Raw genomic sequence first — 14391 nt, 5'->3', positions numbered from 1 at the left:
AGGGGTCAGCGTAGGAAGGCGGCGGCGACGCCTGCGTCCACCGGGATGTGGAGGCCGGTCGTGAGCGACAGGTCACCGCCGGTCAGGGCGAAGACCGCCGCGGCGATGTGCTCGGGCAGCACCTCGCGCTTCAGCAGCGTCCGCTGGGCGTAGAACTCGCCGAGCTTCTCCTCCTCGACCCCGTACACCGCCGCCCTGTTGGCGCCCCACCCGGACGCGAAGATGCCCGAGCCCCGCACCACCCCGTCGGGGTTGACGCCGTTGACGCGGACGCCGTGCGCGCCGAGCTCGGCCGCCAGCAGCCGCACCTGGTGGGCCTGGTCGGCCTTGGCGGCTCCGTAGGCGACGTTGTTGGGCCCGGCGAAGACGGCGTTCTTGGAGGAGATGTAGACGATGTCGCCCCCCATCTCCTGCAGCAGCAGCACCCTGGCCGCCTCGCGCGAGACGAGGAAGGAGCCGCGGGCCATGACGTCGTGCTGGAGGTTCCAGTCGTCGAGCGTGGTCTCCAGCAGCGCCCGCGACAGGGACAGGCCGGCGTTGTTGACGACCAGGTCGAGACCGCCGAAGGCCAGGACGGCCTGCCGTACGGCCTCGACGACCTGCTCCTCGGAGGTGACGTCGACGGCCGCGGCGACGGCGACGTCGGAAGGCCGGTGGGCGCGGGCGCCGAGCTCGGCGGCGACCTTCTCGGCGGAACCGAGATCACGGTCGGCGACGACGACGCAGGCGCCCTCGGCGGCGAGGCGGCGGGCCGTGGCCGCGCCGATGCCCGACCCGCCGCCGGTGACCAGGGCCACGCGCCCGGCCAGCGGCTTAGGCTTGGGGAGGCGGCGGAGCTTGGCCTCCTCCAGCTCCCAGTACTCGATGCGGAACTTCTCCGACTCGGGGATCGGGGCGTAGACGGAGACGGCCTCGGCGCCGCGCATCACGTTGATGGCGTTGACGTAGAACTCCCCCGCGACGCGAGCGGTCTGCTTGTCCTTGCCGAAGGAGAACATGCCCACGCCGGGCACGAGCACGATGGCGGGGTCGGCGCCGCGCATCGCCGGTGAGGTGTCCACGGCGTGCCGCGCGTAGTAGGCGGCGTACTCCGCCCGGTAGGCGGTGTGCAGGACGCGCAGCCGCTCCGTGACCTCCTCCAGCGACGCCTCGGGCGGCAGGTCCACGACCAGGGGGGCGACCTTGGTGCGCAGGAAGTGGTCGGGGCAGGAGGTGCCGAGGGCGGCCAGGCGCGGGTGCTCGGCCCGCGAGAGGAAGTCGAGGACCTCGGGGCTGTCGGTGTAGTGGCCGACCTGGCGGGAGTCGGTCGAGCACAGCCCCCTGACCAGCGGGAACAGCGCCGCCGCGCGCTCCCTGCGGACCGCCTCGTCGAGCGGCTCGTGGATGACCGGGCCGAAGGGCTCGGGCCTGCCGTGCTCCTCGATGTACCGCGCGGCCGTACGGATGATCTCCAGGGAGTTGGCCTGGCACTCCTGGCTCGTCTCGCCCCACGCGGTGATCCCGTGTCCGCCGAGGACGCACCCGATCGCCTGGGGGTTGGCCGCCTGCAGCGCGGCGATGTCGAGGCCGAGCTGGAAGCCGGGGCGCCGCCACGGCACCCACAGCACCCTGTCGCCGAAGATCCGCGCGGTCAGCTCGGGGCCGTCCTGCGCGGTGGCGATCGCGATGCCGGAGTCGGGGTGCAGGTGGTCGACGTGGGCGGCGTCGACGAGTCCGTGCATGGCGGTGTCGATGGACGGCGCCGCGCCGCCCTTGCCGTGCAGGCAGAAGTCGAACGCGGCGACCATCTCGTCCTCGCGCTCGACGCCCGGGTAGCCGTCGACCATGGCGCGCAGCCGGTCGAGGCGCAGGACCGCCAGCCCTTCGGCGCTGAGCGTGCCCAGGTCGCCGCCCGAGCCCTTCACCCACATGAGCTCGACGTCGCCGCCTGTCACGGGGTCGCGCTCCACCCCCTTGGCGGAGGCGTTGCCGCCCGCGAAGTTGGTGTTGCGCGGGTCCGAGCCGAGGGCGTGGGCCCGGTCGAGCAGCTCGGTAACCGTCATCAGAATCTCTCCCTTGGATTGCGTGATCGAGGTGCTGTCCGTACGGCGGGCGCGGTCAGGCGCCCCAGCCCGCCTGGGCGCCGCCGACCCGCTCGGCCGCGATCTTCTCGAAGTAGCCGGACCTGGCGTAGGCGGCCATGGGGTCGGGGTCGAGCCCCATCTCCTCGCGCAGCTCACCGAGCAGCGGCCTGACGTCGGTGTTGTAGGCGTCCATCAGCACGGCGTTGGCGCCGAGCACGTCACCTGCCCGCTGCGCGGCGGCGAGCGCCTCGCGGTCCACCAGGAGCGCCTTGGCGGTCGCCTCCTGGACGTTCATCACCGAGCGGATCTGACCGGGGATCTTGGGCTCGATGTTGTGGCACTGGTCGAGCATGAAGGCGACATGCGGGCCGTACCCGCCGCCGCCGATGACCTCGAACATGATCCGGAACAGCTGGAAGGGGTCGGCCGCGCCGACCATGAGGTCGTCGTCGGCGTAGAAGCGGGAGTTGAAGTCGAAGCCGCCGAGCTTCCCCTCGCGCAGCAGGAACGCGACGATGAACTCGATGTTGGTGCCGGGCGCGTGGTGTCCGGTGTCGACCACGACCTGCGCCTTGTCGCCCAGCTTGAGGCAGTGGGCGTAGGCGGTGCCCCAGTCGGGCACGTCGGTGACGTAGAAGGCGGGCTCGAACAGCTTGTACTCCAGCAGGAAGCGCTGGTCGTCCCCGAGCCGCTCGTAGACGGCGGCGAGCGCCTCGGCGAGCCGGTCCTGGCGCGCCCTGATGTCGTCCTGGCCCGGGTAGTTGGTGCCGTCGGAGAACCAGAGCTTGAGCGTGTCGGAGCCGGTGGCGTCCATGATGTCGACGCATTCGAGCAGGTGGCCGAGTGCCTTGCGGCGCACGACGGGGTCGGGGTGGGTGACGCTGCCCAGCTTGTAGTCGTCGTCCTGGAACACGTTGGAGTTGATGGCCCCGACGGCCACGCCGAGGTCGCGTGCGTGCCGGGCCAGCGCCGCGTAGTCGTCCACCCTGTCCCACGGGATGTGCAGCGCCACGGTGGGCGCGATCCCCGTGAAGGCGTGGACCTGCGCGGCGTCGGCCAGTTTCTCATAGGGGTCGCGCGGCACCCCCTGCTGGGCGAACACCTTGAACCTGGTGCCCGAGTTGCCGTAGGCCCACGACGGCGTCTCGATGCGTTGCCCCCGGAGCAAATCCTTGATCACTTGTAGTCCCCGATCTCAATCCAGGTGGAAGACTTCGTCCAGCAGGAGGAACCCTCGGTCGTCCCCCTCGAAGAAGGGCGCCATCTCGGCCTGCCAGCGCGCGTCGACGTCGGTCTCGGCCATGGCCGAGCGTGCGGCCTCGTAGTCGTCGGTCTCCAGGTAGCCGACCAGCAGGCCGTCGTCGCGCAGGAAGAGCGAGTAGTTGCGCCATCCCGTCCTGCTGAGCGCCTCGAGCATCTCCGGCCACACGTTCCTGTGACGTTCGCGGTACTCCTCCAGGCGATCCGGCTTGACCTTGAGAAGGAAACACACGCGCTGCACGGAACCTCCAAGGAATCTACCAAAACGTTTTAATGGAATCTAGGCGGGTCTCACCGCAACGTCAATGCCAGGTTTCGCCAACGAGGTTTGTACGTTTTAATCATGGGATGCGATTCACAGCTGTCGATCTGGGCGCCTCCAGCGGACGGGTGATGCGGGCCGAGATCTCCGGGGGACGGGTGGACCTCGTCGAGGCGCACCGCTTCCCCAACCGTCCCGTCAGCGTGGCGGGCACCCTGCACTGGGACGTCCTCGGCCTCTACTCCCAGATGCTGGAAGGCCTGCGGCAGGCCGGGCCCGTCGAGTCGATCGGCATCGACTCGTGGGCCGTCGACTACGGCCTGCTGGACGGCGACGGCAGGCTGATCGGCAACCCCGTCCACTACAGGGACGCCCGCACCTCGGGGTACACCGAGCGCCTCGACGCCGACCGCTACGAGGTGAACGGCCTGCAGTTCCTGCCGTTCAACACCCTCTACCAGCTGCTGGAGGAGCGCCTCGACCGGGCGGAGACGCTGCTCATGATCCCCGACCTGTTCGCCTACTGGCTGACGGGCGTCAGGGGCGCGGAGCTGACGAACGCCTCCACGACAGGCCTGTTCGACGTCGCGCGGAGGGACTGGGCGCGGCCCCTCATCGACCGTCTCGGGCTGCCTGCGCGCATCTTCCCCGAGATCTCCGAGCCCGGGAGCGTCGTCGGTCCCGTGACGGCCGAGCTCGGCTTCGACACCGTCGTCACCCGTGTCGCCTCGCACGACACCGCCTCGGCCGTGGCGGCCGTGCCCGCCCGCACCCCCGACTTCGCCTACATCTCGTGCGGCACCTGGTCGCTGGTGGGCGTCGAGCTCGACTCCCCCGTGCTGAGCGAGGAGAGCAGGGCGGCCAACTTCACCAACGAGGCAGGCATCGACGGCACGATCCGCTACCTGCGCAACGTCATGGGCCTGTGGATCCTGCAGGAATGCCTGCGCGCGTGGGGCGAGAGCGACCTCGAGGGCCTGCTCCAGGCCGCCGCCCACGCCAAGCCTGGACAGATGACCATCGACCCCGACGATCCCGCCTTCCTGCCGCCTGGCGACATGCCCTCGCGGATCGCCGCCTACTGCGAGCGCACAGGTCAGCCCGCCCCTGCCGACAGGCCGCAGGCCGTACGATGCATCCTGGAAAGCCTGGCCCTCGCCTACCAGCGAGCAATCAGCGACGCCGCGCGGCTGAGCGGACGGGAGATCGACGTCGTGCACCTGGTCGGAGGCGGCGCGCGCAACGCGCTGCTGTGCCAGCTGACGGCCGACGCCACGGGCCTGCCCGTGGTCGCGGGCCCTGTCGAGGCGGCGGCTCTGGGCAACGTGCTGGTCCAGGCCCGCGCCAGGGGGCTGGCGGGCGACCTGCGCGAGTTCGTACGGCGCAGCCAGCCGCTGCGCACCTACCACCCCGGGGGCGGGCTTGTCTGAAACGGTCAGCATCAAGGAGGTCGCCGCAAGGGCGGGCGTCTCGCCCGGCACGGTGTCGAACGTGCTCAACAGGCCGGAGAAGGTCGCGGGCGCCACACGCAGCAGGGTCGAGCAGGTCATCCGCGAGCTGGGCTTCGTCCGCCACGGATCGGCCTCCACGCTGCGCGCCGGCCACAGCCGCACGATCGGCCTGTCGGTGATCGACATCGGCAACCCGTTCTTCACCGACGTCGCCGCGGGCGTGGAGGATCTCGCCAGCGACCGCGGCTACGCGGTGATCCTCGGCAACTCGGCGGGCAGCAGGTCCAAGGAGGAGCGCAACCTGCTCGTCTTCGCCGAGCAGCGGGTGCGCGGCGTGCTCATCACCCCCTCCGACGACGATCCGCACCGCCTGGAGCGGCTGAGGGCACGCGGCATCGCCGTCGTGCTCGTCGACCACCCCGCCGATCGCGCCGACCAGTGCGCGGTCTCCGTCAACGACGTGACGGGCGGCACCATGGCCGCCGCCCACCTGCTGGAGGGCGGCGCCGAGCGGCTGGCCTACGTGGCGGGGCCGGCGACCATGCGCCAGTGCAGGGAGCGCAGGATCGGCGCCGAGCGGGCGCTCGCGGCGGCGGGGCTCGATCCAGGGCGGCTGCGCGTGCTGGAGATGACCGCGATGACCGCCAAGGCCGGGCAGCAGGCCGCCGAGTTGCTGCTCGCCGACCTGCCCGACGCGGTGTTCTGCGCCAACGACCTGCTGGCGCTCGGCCTGCTGCGCGGGCTGCTGCAGGCGGGCGTACGGGTGCCCGAGCAGGTCTCGCTGATCGGCTACGACGACATCGACTTCGCCTCGGCCTCCACCGTGTCGCTCAGCTCGGTCCGCCAGCCGACCTACCAGCTCGGCAGGGTCGCCACCGAGCTGCTCCTCGACGAGTGTGACAATCCCGACACCCACGCCCACCAGCAGATCATGTTCCAACCCGAGCTCGTGGTCAGGGAGTCCAGCCGCTGACGCTTTAGACTGCCCCCTATGTCCAAAGCTGCCCGCCATATCCTCGGAGTGGTCGCTGGACTGCTCCTGACCCCTTTGCTGATGCTCGGCCTGATGTACGGCTCCGGCCAGGTCGCGTACGCCTTCAGGACCGACTTCTCACCTTCGTGGCTTGGGGCCACCGTGCTGGCGGCGTGCGCCGTCGCGCTGGGCTTCCTGGCCGGCTCGCGGCTGTCGCCCCTCGCCTCGCTGGTGACCGGGCTCGGCTTCACCGGCATGGGCACGGTGCTGCTGATCCCCATGCTCTACCCCAGCGGCCTGGCCGACCTGCTGCCCGCTCCACTCCGCTGGGGTTTCGACATGCTCGGCCCGACCGGCGTGCTCTTCATCGCCGGCATCCTGCTGCTGACCGCCTCCGCCTTCCCCTCCAGGTGGCGCGCGGCCAGGCCCGCGCCGCCGGCCTCCTCGTACGGCCCGCCGCAGCCGCAACAGCAGCAGCAGTACCCGCCGGCGTTCGACCCCTTCCAGCCCGCCTCCTTCCCGCCGGCCGGCCCCGGCGAGGACGACCGGACCCGCCCGATGCCCCGCTGACGCGCGCCCGCCCGTCCGCGCCCCGCGCCCGGCTGTGGCCCCCTGCCGCTGACACCCCCGGCCGCTCCCCCGTGCTCGGCCTTCGAGTGGTGATGCGGAAGAATGCGGGACCGTGCGCGACAAGATCCGGAACGCGTGGGTGGAGAGCGCGCACGTCTTCGCCCTCCACTCCCCCGAGGACGTGGACGAGCAGATCATCGACTGGCTGCGGGAGGCCTCCGATGCGTGATGTCCTGATCGTGCAGAACGCCGCCAGCGGCGGCCCTCGCAGGCTCGGCGAATGGCTGACGGACGACGGCCTGGAGCTGGAGGTCGTGCGGGCCTTCGAGGGCGCCGCCGTGCCCGAGGAACTGGGTGAACGCGCGCTGGTCGTGCTGGGCGGCGGCTACCTGCCCTCCGAGGACGGCAGGGCGCCGTGGCTGGCCGCGACCAGGACGCTGGTGCGGGAGGCGCTCGACGAGGGCCGGCCGTACCTGGGGGTGTGCCTGGGCGGGCAGATGCTCGCCGAGGTGGCGGGCGGGCTGGTGAAGGGCGACGCGGGCGAGCCGGAGAACGGCAGCACGGCGATCACCCTGCGCCCCGAGGCGGCCGGGGACGCGCTCTTCCACGGCCTGCCGGAGGTCGTCACCGCGATCGAGCACCACAAGGACGCGGTCGTGGAGCTGCCGCCGGACGCGGTCTGGCTCGCCGAGACCGAGGCCTGCCCCTACCAGGCCTTCAGGGTCGGCGCGGCGGCATGGGGCGTGCAGTTCCATCCCGAGGTGTGGCCCGAGCGGATCCTGGAGTGGGACGACCGCGGCTTCGACCTGGCCGAGCTGCACAGGCGGGCGCTGCTCGACGAGCCCTCCGCCACACCCGTGTGGCGGGAGGTCGCCAGGCGCTTCTCCGGGGTCAGCCGAAACTCGTAGACGACGCGGCGACCCTCGGTTACCTTGCGATGATGCGATTAATCCGAGCACGCACCCTTATCGCCATGACCGCGGCGGCCGGGCTCGTCCTGGCGACCCCCGCGGCCGCTACCGACAGGGGCCCGGGGGCGCCGGGCATCGGAGACTCCTACTTCCCCAACCACGGCAACGGCGGCTACGACGCCAAGCACTACAGCCTCAACCTCGACTACCAGCCGGGGGCCGACCTGTTGCGTGGCAGGGCGAGGATCCTGGCGACGGCGACCCAGCACTTGACCCGCTTCAACCTCGACTTCCTGCTCAAGGTCGACAGCGTGAAGGTCGACGGCAGGTCCGCCACGTTCGCCAGGACCGGACTGCACGAGCTGGAGATCACCCCGGCCCGCGCGCTGACCAGGGGCAAGCCGTTCCTCGTCGAGGTGAGCTACGCCGACACGCCGTCCAAGGCGCCGGTTCCCGACGAGACGGGCGGCTTCCAGCCCTGGATCGCCACCGCCGACGGCGCGCTCGCCCTGGGCCAGCCGCAGGTGGCGTGGTGGTGGTTCCCGAGCAACGACCACCCGCTCGACAAGGCCACCTACGACATCACGGTCAGCGTGCCGAAGGGCACCCAGGCCATCACCAACGGCATCAAGGTCAAGGAGCGCACCTCGGGCGAGAAGACCACCTCGACCTGGGTGATGGACAAGCCGATGGCCACCTACCTGGCCACGCTCTTCATCGGCCAGCTGGAGGTGCGCACGGGACAGTCCAACGGCCTGCCCGTGGTGACCGCCTACAGCAAGGACCTCGGCCAGTACGAGGCGGCGGCCAAGGAGTCGATCGAGCAGACGCCGCAGATCGTCGAGTGGCTGGCGGGCAGCTTCGGCCGCTATCCGTTCCGCTCGATGGGCGGCTCGGTCACCAGCGCACTGCCAGGCTTCGCGCTGGAGACCCAGACGCAGCCGGTCTACGACCCCCGCTTCTTCAGGGCGGGCCCCGACACCTACGTGGTCGTGCACGAGAACGCCCACCAGTGGTTCGGCGACAGTGTCGCGGTCAAGGGCTGGAAGCACATCTGGCTCAACGAGGGCTTCGCGACCTACGCCGAGTGGATGTGGTCGGAGAAGCTGGGCGAGGGCACGGCGGCGGAGGTCGCCGACTACTTCTACGGCCTGTGGCCGGCTGAGGACGAGTTCTGGCAGGTCAAGCCGGGCGACCCGGGCGCGGCCGACCTGTTCCACAACGCCACCTACTACAGGGGCGCGATGGCGCTGCAGGCGCTGAGGGTCGAGGTGGGCGACGCGGCGTTCTGGAACATCGTCAAGACCTGGCCGACCGTCAAGCGGCACGGCAACGCCGAGACGTCCGAGTTCATCGCGCTGGCCGAGCGGATCTCCGGCAAGCAGCTGGACGCGGTCTTCGACACGTGGCTGTTCACCGTGGGCAAGCCCGCCACCTCGCCGAACGGCACGGCGGCGGCGACGGCCAAGGCAACGGGAGGTGAGCCCGCCTCGGTCGCCAAGATCAAGGCGGTGCACGAGCTGCTGAGGCACACGAAGTAACCCCCCGGGCCGGTACGGCGGGCGCGCCTGCCGTACCGGCCTCGGCCTGTCAGAGGCTGGTCAGGTGAGGGCGTCGACACCCAGCTTGACCGCCACGGCCAGCCCGCACGCCGCCGCCAGGTAGCGCAGCGAGCGGCCGGGCAGGCGGCGGGCGATCGACGGCCCGAGCCACCCGCCGATGAGGAACCCCGCGGCCAGCGGCGCGACGGCCCACCACACCACGGGGCCGAAGAGCGCGAACCCGGCCGCCGCGACGAAGTTGGCCAGGCCCGAGATGACGTTCTTGACCGCGTTCACCCTGGCGGGCGCCTGGTCGAGGATGGCGGTGAGCACGGCGAGCATGAGGATCCCGCCCGCCGCGCCGAAGTAGCCGACGTAGATCGCCACCGCGAACAGCGCCACCCTGGCCAGCACGCTGTGGTTGCCTCCCGGCCTGACCCCCGGCGGGCGGATCAGCAGCAGCGACGCGATCGCGATCAGGAAGGGCGCGATGAGCTCGAACGTCCTCGACGGGGTGATCAGCAGCAGGAGCGCGCCCGTCGCGCCGCCCAGCGCGCTGATCCAGCCCAGGCGCAGCACCGTGCCGCCCTGCCCCTTCAGCTCCGGCCTCGACCCCGCCGCCGCCCCGATGCCGGTGAACACCAGAGAGACGGTGTTGGTGACGTTGGCGGCCAGCGGTGACAGGCCGAAGGCCAGCAGCGCGGGGTAGGAGATGATCGAGGCCAGGCTGACGACGGCGCTGACCACCCCGGCCACGACACCCACCGCGAGCAGGCCGAGGAGTTCGAGCATCCCGACATGCTAGGACGTGGCCGACGACCGGCTTCAGGCAGGGTCGGGGGCGAAGCCGGGGATCCAGCGTTCGGCCTCGGCGCGGAAGCGGCCTGTGGCGGCCAGCTGCGACAGGATGCCGTAGCCGGCGGTCAGCACGCGGAAGCTCACGACGTAGTCGGGCGGCACGTTCAGCATCCTGAAGATGCTCGACCCGTCGCTGAACATGTACAGGCCGCGCTCGCGCATCCAGTCGCGGGTGAAGGAGAACTCGGCCGAGGTGATCGGCTCGGCGTAGGGGGCGACGAAGGAGGCCAGCGCGTCGAGGTCCACCTCGACGCCCTCGCGGATGACGCCCTCCTGCCTGAACACCTGCGCCACGCCCTCGATGTCGCCCGCCGCTCCGCAGCGCAGCAGCGGGCCGATGGCGGGCGGATGGCCGTCGGGCAGCCGCTTGACCGCGCCGAAGTCGAGCACGCCGAGCCTGCCGTCCTCGGTGATCTTGAAGTTGCCCGGGTGCGGGTCGCCGTGCAGCAGGCCGCAGCGGGTGGGCGAGGAGAAGGAGAAGCGCACCAGCAGCAGGGCCGCCCTGTCGCGCTCGGCCTGCGGGCCGTCCTCGATGACCTTCGACAGCGGCGTGCCGTCCAGCCACTCGGTGACGATCACGTGCTCGGAGGCGGCCACGACGAGGGGCACCGCGAAGTCGGGGTCGTCGGCGTACTCCTGGGCGAAGGCGTGCCAGGCCTCGGCCTCCAGGCCGTAGTCGAGCTCCTCGGCGACCCGCTCCTGCAACTCCTCCACGAACGCCCGCACGTCGAGGCCGGGAAGCAGCACGCCGAACAGCTTGGCGACCCTTCCGACCTGCCTGAGGTCGCTGCGCAGCGCCTTGGCCGCGCCGGGGTACTGCACCTTGACCGCGACGCTCCTGCCGTCGGCCCACACCGCCCTGTGCACCTGTCCGATCGAGGCGGAGGCGGCGGGCAGGTCGTCGAAGGAGGCGAAGTGCGCGCGCCAGTCCTCGCCGAAGTCCTCGGCGAGCACCCTGTGGACGGTGGCGGCGGGCATGGGGGGCGCGGAGTCCTGCAGCCTGGTCAGCGCCGCCCTGTACGGCTCGACGACGGCCGGAGGCAGCGCCGACTCCAGCACGGAGAGCAGCTGGCCGATCTTCATCGCGCCGCCCTTGAGTTCGCCGAGCACCTTGAAGATCTGTTCGGCGGTACGCAGCTGGACCTCGGTGGCGACGTGCTCGGCGGGCCTGCCGAGGACGCGCTTGCCGAGCCCCAACGCGGTACGTCCGGCGTAACCGAGAGGGAGCGTGGCGAGCTTGGCGGTTCGCGTCACCGCCAGACGGGGAAGGTCGGCCATGCAGCCCATTTTTTGGACTGTTTGCCAATAAGGCAACGTGACAGTTACCACACAGGACGCAGACAAGCTCCTCACGCCTCGGTGGACGGCGCCCGCATCGCGCGGACGACGGCGGCCGCGGCCGTGGCCGCCGCCAGCACGGGCTGGGGGGAGCGCGCCGTCCTGCCGAGCATGAAGGCGCCTTCCAGCAGGCCGATGACGGACGTGGCGATGTCGCGGGCGGCGGGCCTCGCGATGCCGCAGGAGTAGTAGTAGGCGGCCAGGCCGTCGATCCAGCTGTCGAAGACCTCCGCGGCGGCCCCGCGCAGCGTCTCGTTGGTGCTGGCCACCTCCAGGGCGATGGTGGCGACCGGGCAGGGGTCGGCGTAGTCGAGTTCCCGCAGGGTCACGGCGGCGGCGGTGAAGGCCTCGGCGGTGGCGAGGGCGGGGTCGGCACGCGGGCCTGGCTCGGGGAAGAGCTGGGCGATGAGGTCCAGGTAGGCCGCGCCGGAGGTCCTGATCACCTCCTCGCCGAGCTGCGCCTTGCCGCCGGGGAAGAAGTGGTAGGCCGAGCCGTAGGGGGCCCCGGCTTCCGCGACGATCTGCTTCATCCCGGTGGCGGCGTATCCCTGACGCCTGAAGAGCTCGGTCGCCGCCGTCAGGATGCGGGCCCTGGTATCGCCTGTCGTTCTCATGGCGGATAGTCTCTCACTAGATCGATCTATCTAGAAGGTGGAACCATGCCTGACATCGACCTGTCCGCCGGCCGGATCGACTACACCGACACCGGCGGCCCGGGCGAGACCGTGGTGCTCGTGCCGGGCCTCGCCTTCGACGAGTCGGTGTGGCAGGCGGTGGTGGAGGACCTGCGCACCGACTACAGGGTCGTCGTCCCCGTCCTGCCGATCGGGAGCCATCGCCGGCCGATGCGGCCGGAGGCCGACCTGTCGGCGCAGGGGGTCGCCGACGTTCTCGCCGAGTTCATGGAGCGGCTGGACCTGCGTGACGTCACTCTCGTCCAGAACGACGCCGGCACGGCCCAGCTGCTCGTGGGTGTGCGCGACGCGCGCATCGGCAGGCTGGTGCTCACCTCGTGCGAGGCGCTGGAGAACTATCCGCCCGGGGTCCAGGGCAGGACCCTGCACGCGGCGAGCAGGGTCCCCGGCGGGCTCTTCCTCCTGCTGCAGTCCTTCAGGGTCCCCTTCCTCGTACGGATGAGGACCTCGCTCGGCGGGATGGCCAAGCGCCCCATCCCCTACGAGCTGGTGCGCCGGTGGTACGGCCCCCTGCTCACCGACGCCGAGGTGCGCAGGGACTTCGCGAAGTTCTGCAGGAGTGTCGACAAGGACACCTATCTGAAGGCGGCCGAGCGGCTACGGGGCTTCCGCGGGCCCGCGCTGGTCGCGTGGGGAGCCGAGGACCGCATGATGCCGCCGCGGACGGGGCGGCGGCTGGCCGCCCTGCTGCCGAGGGGCGAGTACGTGGAGATCCCGGACTCGCGGACGCTCATTCCGCTCGACAATCCCGGTGGCCTGTGCGCGGAGCTGCGCCGCTTCATCAAGGAGACCAGCACCGACAGGACCTGACGCGAGCGACAGGACGGCGCGCCTCAGCCCCGCCCGAGCAGGCCGATCGAGCGCTCGCGCATCTCCACCTTCCTGATCTTGCCGGTCACGGTCATCGGGAACGCCTCGACGACGTGGACGTAGCGCGGGATCTTGTAGTGGGCGATCTCCCCCGCGCAGAACTCCCTGATCGCCTCGGCGGTGGGCGGCTCGGCCCCTTCGCGCACGACGATCCAGGCCATGAGCTCCTCGCCGTACTTGTCGTCGGGCACGCCGATCACCTGCACGTCGGCGATGTCGGGATGGCGGTAGAGGTACTCCTCGATCTCCCTGGGATAGATGTTCTCGCCTCCCCTGATCACCATGTCCTTGATCCGGCCGACCACGTTGACGTACCCGTCGTCGTCCATGGTCGCCAGGTCGCCGGTGTGCATCCAGCGGGCCCTGTCGATCGCCTCGGCGGTCTTGGCAGGCTCCTCCCAGTAGCCGAGCATCACCGAGTAGCCGCGCGTGCACAGCTCGCCTGGCTCGCCGCGCGGGACGGTCAGGCCCGTCTCGGGGTGCACGATCTTGACCTCGACGTGCGGCATCACGCGGCCCACCGTCTCGGTGCGACGCTCCAGGCTGTCGTCGGTCCTGGTCATCGTGGAGACGGGCGAGGTCTCCGTCATGCCGTAGCAGATGGCGACCTCGGTCATGTTCATCTCGCCGACGACGCGCTTCATGACCTCGACGGGGCAGGGCGAGCCCGCCATGATGCCGGTGCGCAGGCTGGACAGGTCGTAGCCGGTGGCCGGGTTCTCCAGCAGGGCCAGCTCGGCGATGAACATCGTCGGCACGCCGTACAGGCTGGTGCAGCGCTCCTGCTCGACCGCGCGCAGGGCCGCCTCGGGGTCGAAGCCCTCCGAGGGGATGACGATGCACGCGCCGTGCGAGGTGGCGCCGAGGTTTCCCATCACCATGCCGAAGCAGTGGTAGAACGGCACCGGCAGGCAGACGCGGTCGTGCTCGGTGTAGTGGATCAGCTCGCCGACGAAGAAGCCGTTGTTCAGGATGTTGTGGTGCGACAGGGTCGCGCCCTTGGGGAAACCCGTCGTGCCCGAGGTGTACTGGATGTTGATCGGGTCGTCGAAGGAGAGCGCGACCTCCTTCAGCGGGGCCTGCTCGGCCAGCAGCGCCTGCCAGGTGTCCTGCCCGAGGTAGACGACCTCGCCGAAGCCGATCTCCTCGACCATCGCGCGGTAGTCGCTGCCCTTGTGGGCCACGGCGCTGATCAGCAGGCTCATGCCCGACTGCCTGACCACGTACTCCAGCTCGTGGCCGCGATAGGCGGGGTTGACGTTGACGAGGATCGCGCCGATCTTGGCGGTGGCGTACTGCACGAAGACCCACTCGGCGCAGTTGGGGGCCCAGATGCCCACCCTGTCGCCCTTGGCGATGCCCCTGGCGGTCAGGGCGCGCGCCAGGCGGTCCACCTCGTCGTTCAGCTGGGCGTAGGTCCACCGGCGGCCCGTCGCCACCTCGACCAGCGCCTCCCGGTCTCCGAAGCGCCGGACCGCGCGCTCGAAGTTCTCCCCGATCGTCTCGCCGAGCAGCGCGACGTCCGCGACGGCGCTGGAATAGGACTGCATGCTCACAGTCTGCGACCGGCCGCCGCCCCGCACCACCCCTTCCGCGGGG

General features: G+C 70.8%; 13 protein-coding genes. 6 read left to right on the top strand and 7 right to left on the bottom strand.

Annotation, left to right across the window (positions count from 1 at the left end; genetic code table 11):
* Positions 1–5 precede the first annotated feature (5 nt).
* Genes FHR33_RS42225 through FHR33_RS42215 form a run of 3 tightly spaced genes read right to left on the bottom strand, consistent with a single transcriptional unit; the run spans position 6 to position 3564 of the window.
* Positions 6–2042: a bifunctional aldolase/short-chain dehydrogenase gene (locus tag FHR33_RS42225; protein WP_183659729.1), complete on the bottom strand. Its 2037-nt coding sequence runs from the start codon at positions 2040–2042 to the stop codon at positions 6–8.
* Positions 2043–2097: 55 nt separating this feature from the next.
* On the bottom strand, positions 2098–3243 hold the full coding sequence (gene rhaI, locus FHR33_RS42220; protein WP_183659728.1) for an L-rhamnose isomerase: 1146 nt from the start codon (positions 3241–3243) through the stop codon (positions 2098–2100).
* Positions 3244–3258: 15 nt separating this feature from the next.
* Complete coding sequence (locus FHR33_RS42215) at positions 3259–3564, bottom strand: L-rhamnose mutarotase (protein ID WP_183659727.1); 306 nt, start codon at positions 3562–3564, stop codon at positions 3259–3261.
* 107 nt (positions 3565–3671) lie between these two features.
* Between FHR33_RS42215 and FHR33_RS42210 the strand changes: the two genes are divergently transcribed.
* The 5 genes from FHR33_RS42210 (at position 3672) to FHR33_RS42190 (ending at position 9031) form a co-directional block, all read left to right on the top strand.
* Positions 3672–5015 (top strand): rhamnulokinase, encoded by a 1344-nt coding sequence (locus tag FHR33_RS42210; protein ID WP_183659726.1) that lies wholly within the window; start codon positions 3672–3674, stop codon positions 5013–5015.
* Positions 5008–6009: a LacI family DNA-binding transcriptional regulator gene (locus tag FHR33_RS42205; RefSeq protein ID WP_183659725.1), complete on the top strand. Its 1002-nt coding sequence runs from the start codon at positions 5008–5010 to the stop codon at positions 6007–6009. The genes FHR33_RS42210 and FHR33_RS42205 overlap by 8 nt, the downstream gene beginning before the upstream one ends.
* A gap of 18 nt (positions 6010–6027) precedes the next feature.
* The gene (locus tag FHR33_RS42200) at positions 6028–6579 is read left to right on the top strand and encodes a hypothetical protein (RefSeq protein ID WP_183659724.1); all 552 of its coding nucleotides are present in this window, start codon (positions 6028–6030) and stop codon (positions 6577–6579) included.
* 221 nt (positions 6580–6800) lie between these two features.
* The gene (locus FHR33_RS42195) at positions 6801–7487 is read left to right on the top strand and encodes a type 1 glutamine amidotransferase (RefSeq protein ID WP_183659723.1); all 687 of its coding nucleotides are present in this window, start codon (positions 6801–6803) and stop codon (positions 7485–7487) included.
* Positions 7488–7552: 65 nt separating this feature from the next.
* Positions 7553–9031, top strand: a complete 1479-nt coding sequence (locus FHR33_RS42190) for a M1 family metallopeptidase (protein WP_221241461.1) — start codon at positions 7553–7555, stop codon at positions 9029–9031.
* 60 nt (positions 9032–9091) lie between these two features.
* Here FHR33_RS42190 and FHR33_RS42185 read toward each other — a convergent pair whose 3' ends face one another.
* The 3 genes from FHR33_RS42185 to FHR33_RS52205 form a co-directional block, all read right to left on the bottom strand.
* The gene (locus FHR33_RS42185) at positions 9092–9823 is read right to left on the bottom strand and encodes a sulfite exporter TauE/SafE family protein (protein ID WP_183659721.1); all 732 of its coding nucleotides are present in this window, start codon (positions 9821–9823) and stop codon (positions 9092–9094) included.
* 33 nt (positions 9824–9856) lie between these two features.
* Positions 9857–11167 carry an ABC1 kinase family protein gene (locus FHR33_RS42180; protein WP_183659720.1) on the bottom strand — a complete coding sequence of 437 codons (1311 nt, stop codon included), beginning with the start codon at positions 11165–11167 and terminating at the stop codon, positions 9857–9859.
* A 71-nt stretch (positions 11168–11238) separates the two neighbouring features.
* Positions 11239–11841 (bottom strand): TetR/AcrR family transcriptional regulator, encoded by a 603-nt coding sequence (locus tag FHR33_RS52205; RefSeq protein WP_183659719.1) that lies wholly within the window; start codon positions 11839–11841, stop codon positions 11239–11241.
* Between the two features lie 45 nt (positions 11842–11886).
* Between FHR33_RS52205 and FHR33_RS42170 the strand changes: the two genes are divergently transcribed.
* Complete coding sequence (locus FHR33_RS42170; protein ID WP_183659718.1) at positions 11887–12732, top strand: alpha/beta fold hydrolase; 846 nt, start codon at positions 11887–11889, stop codon at positions 12730–12732.
* Positions 12733–12755: 23 nt separating this feature from the next.
* On the opposite strand, the gene FHR33_RS42165 is transcribed toward FHR33_RS42170, so the two are convergent.
* Entirely contained in the window at positions 12756–14342 is a 1587-nt protein-coding gene (locus FHR33_RS42165) for an AMP-binding protein (RefSeq protein WP_183659717.1), read from the bottom strand.
* Positions 14343–14391 lie beyond the last annotated feature (49 nt).

Source organism: Nonomuraea dietziae (assembly GCF_014195505.1).
Classification (GTDB): Bacteria; Actinomycetota; Actinomycetes; order Streptosporangiales; family Streptosporangiaceae; genus Nonomuraea; species Nonomuraea roseola.
The sequence above is the reverse complement of the archived record's forward strand: the minus strand, read 5'-3'. Positions and strand labels throughout refer to the sequence as shown.

What these genes read in the sequence shown, in the direction of transcription:
- FHR33_RS42225 (WP_183659729.1), bottom strand. Translation starts at nt 2,042, where the DNA reads ATGACGGTTACCGAGCTGCTCGACCGGGCCCACGCCCTCGGCTCGGAC.
- FHR33_RS42210 (WP_183659726.1), top strand. Translation starts at nt 3,672, where the DNA reads ATGCGATTCACAGCTGTCGATCTGGGCGCCTCCAGCGGACGGGTGATG.
- FHR33_RS42200 (WP_183659724.1), top strand. Translation starts at nt 6,028, where the DNA reads ATGTCCAAAGCTGCCCGCCATATCCTCGGAGTGGTCGCTGGACTGCTC.
- FHR33_RS42195 (WP_183659723.1), top strand. Translation starts at nt 6,801, where the DNA reads ATGCGTGATGTCCTGATCGTGCAGAACGCCGCCAGCGGCGGCCCTCGC.
- FHR33_RS42190 (WP_221241461.1), top strand. Translation starts at nt 7,553, where the DNA reads ATGACCGCGGCGGCCGGGCTCGTCCTGGCGACCCCCGCGGCCGCTACC.
- FHR33_RS42185 (WP_183659721.1), bottom strand. Translation starts at nt 9,823, where the DNA reads ATGCTCGAACTCCTCGGCCTGCTCGCGGTGGGTGTCGTGGCCGGGGTG.
- FHR33_RS42180 (WP_183659720.1), bottom strand. Translation starts at nt 11,167, where the DNA reads ATGGCCGACCTTCCCCGTCTGGCGGTGACGCGAACCGCCAAGCTCGCC.
- FHR33_RS52205 (WP_183659719.1), bottom strand. Translation starts at nt 11,841, where the DNA reads ATGAGAACGACAGGCGATACCAGGGCCCGCATCCTGACGGCGGCGACC.
- FHR33_RS42170 (WP_183659718.1), top strand. Translation starts at nt 11,887, where the DNA reads ATGCCTGACATCGACCTGTCCGCCGGCCGGATCGACTACACCGACACC.
- FHR33_RS42165 (WP_183659717.1), bottom strand. Translation starts at nt 14,342, where the DNA reads ATGCAGTCCTATTCCAGCGCCGTCGCGGACGTCGCGCTGCTCGGCGAG.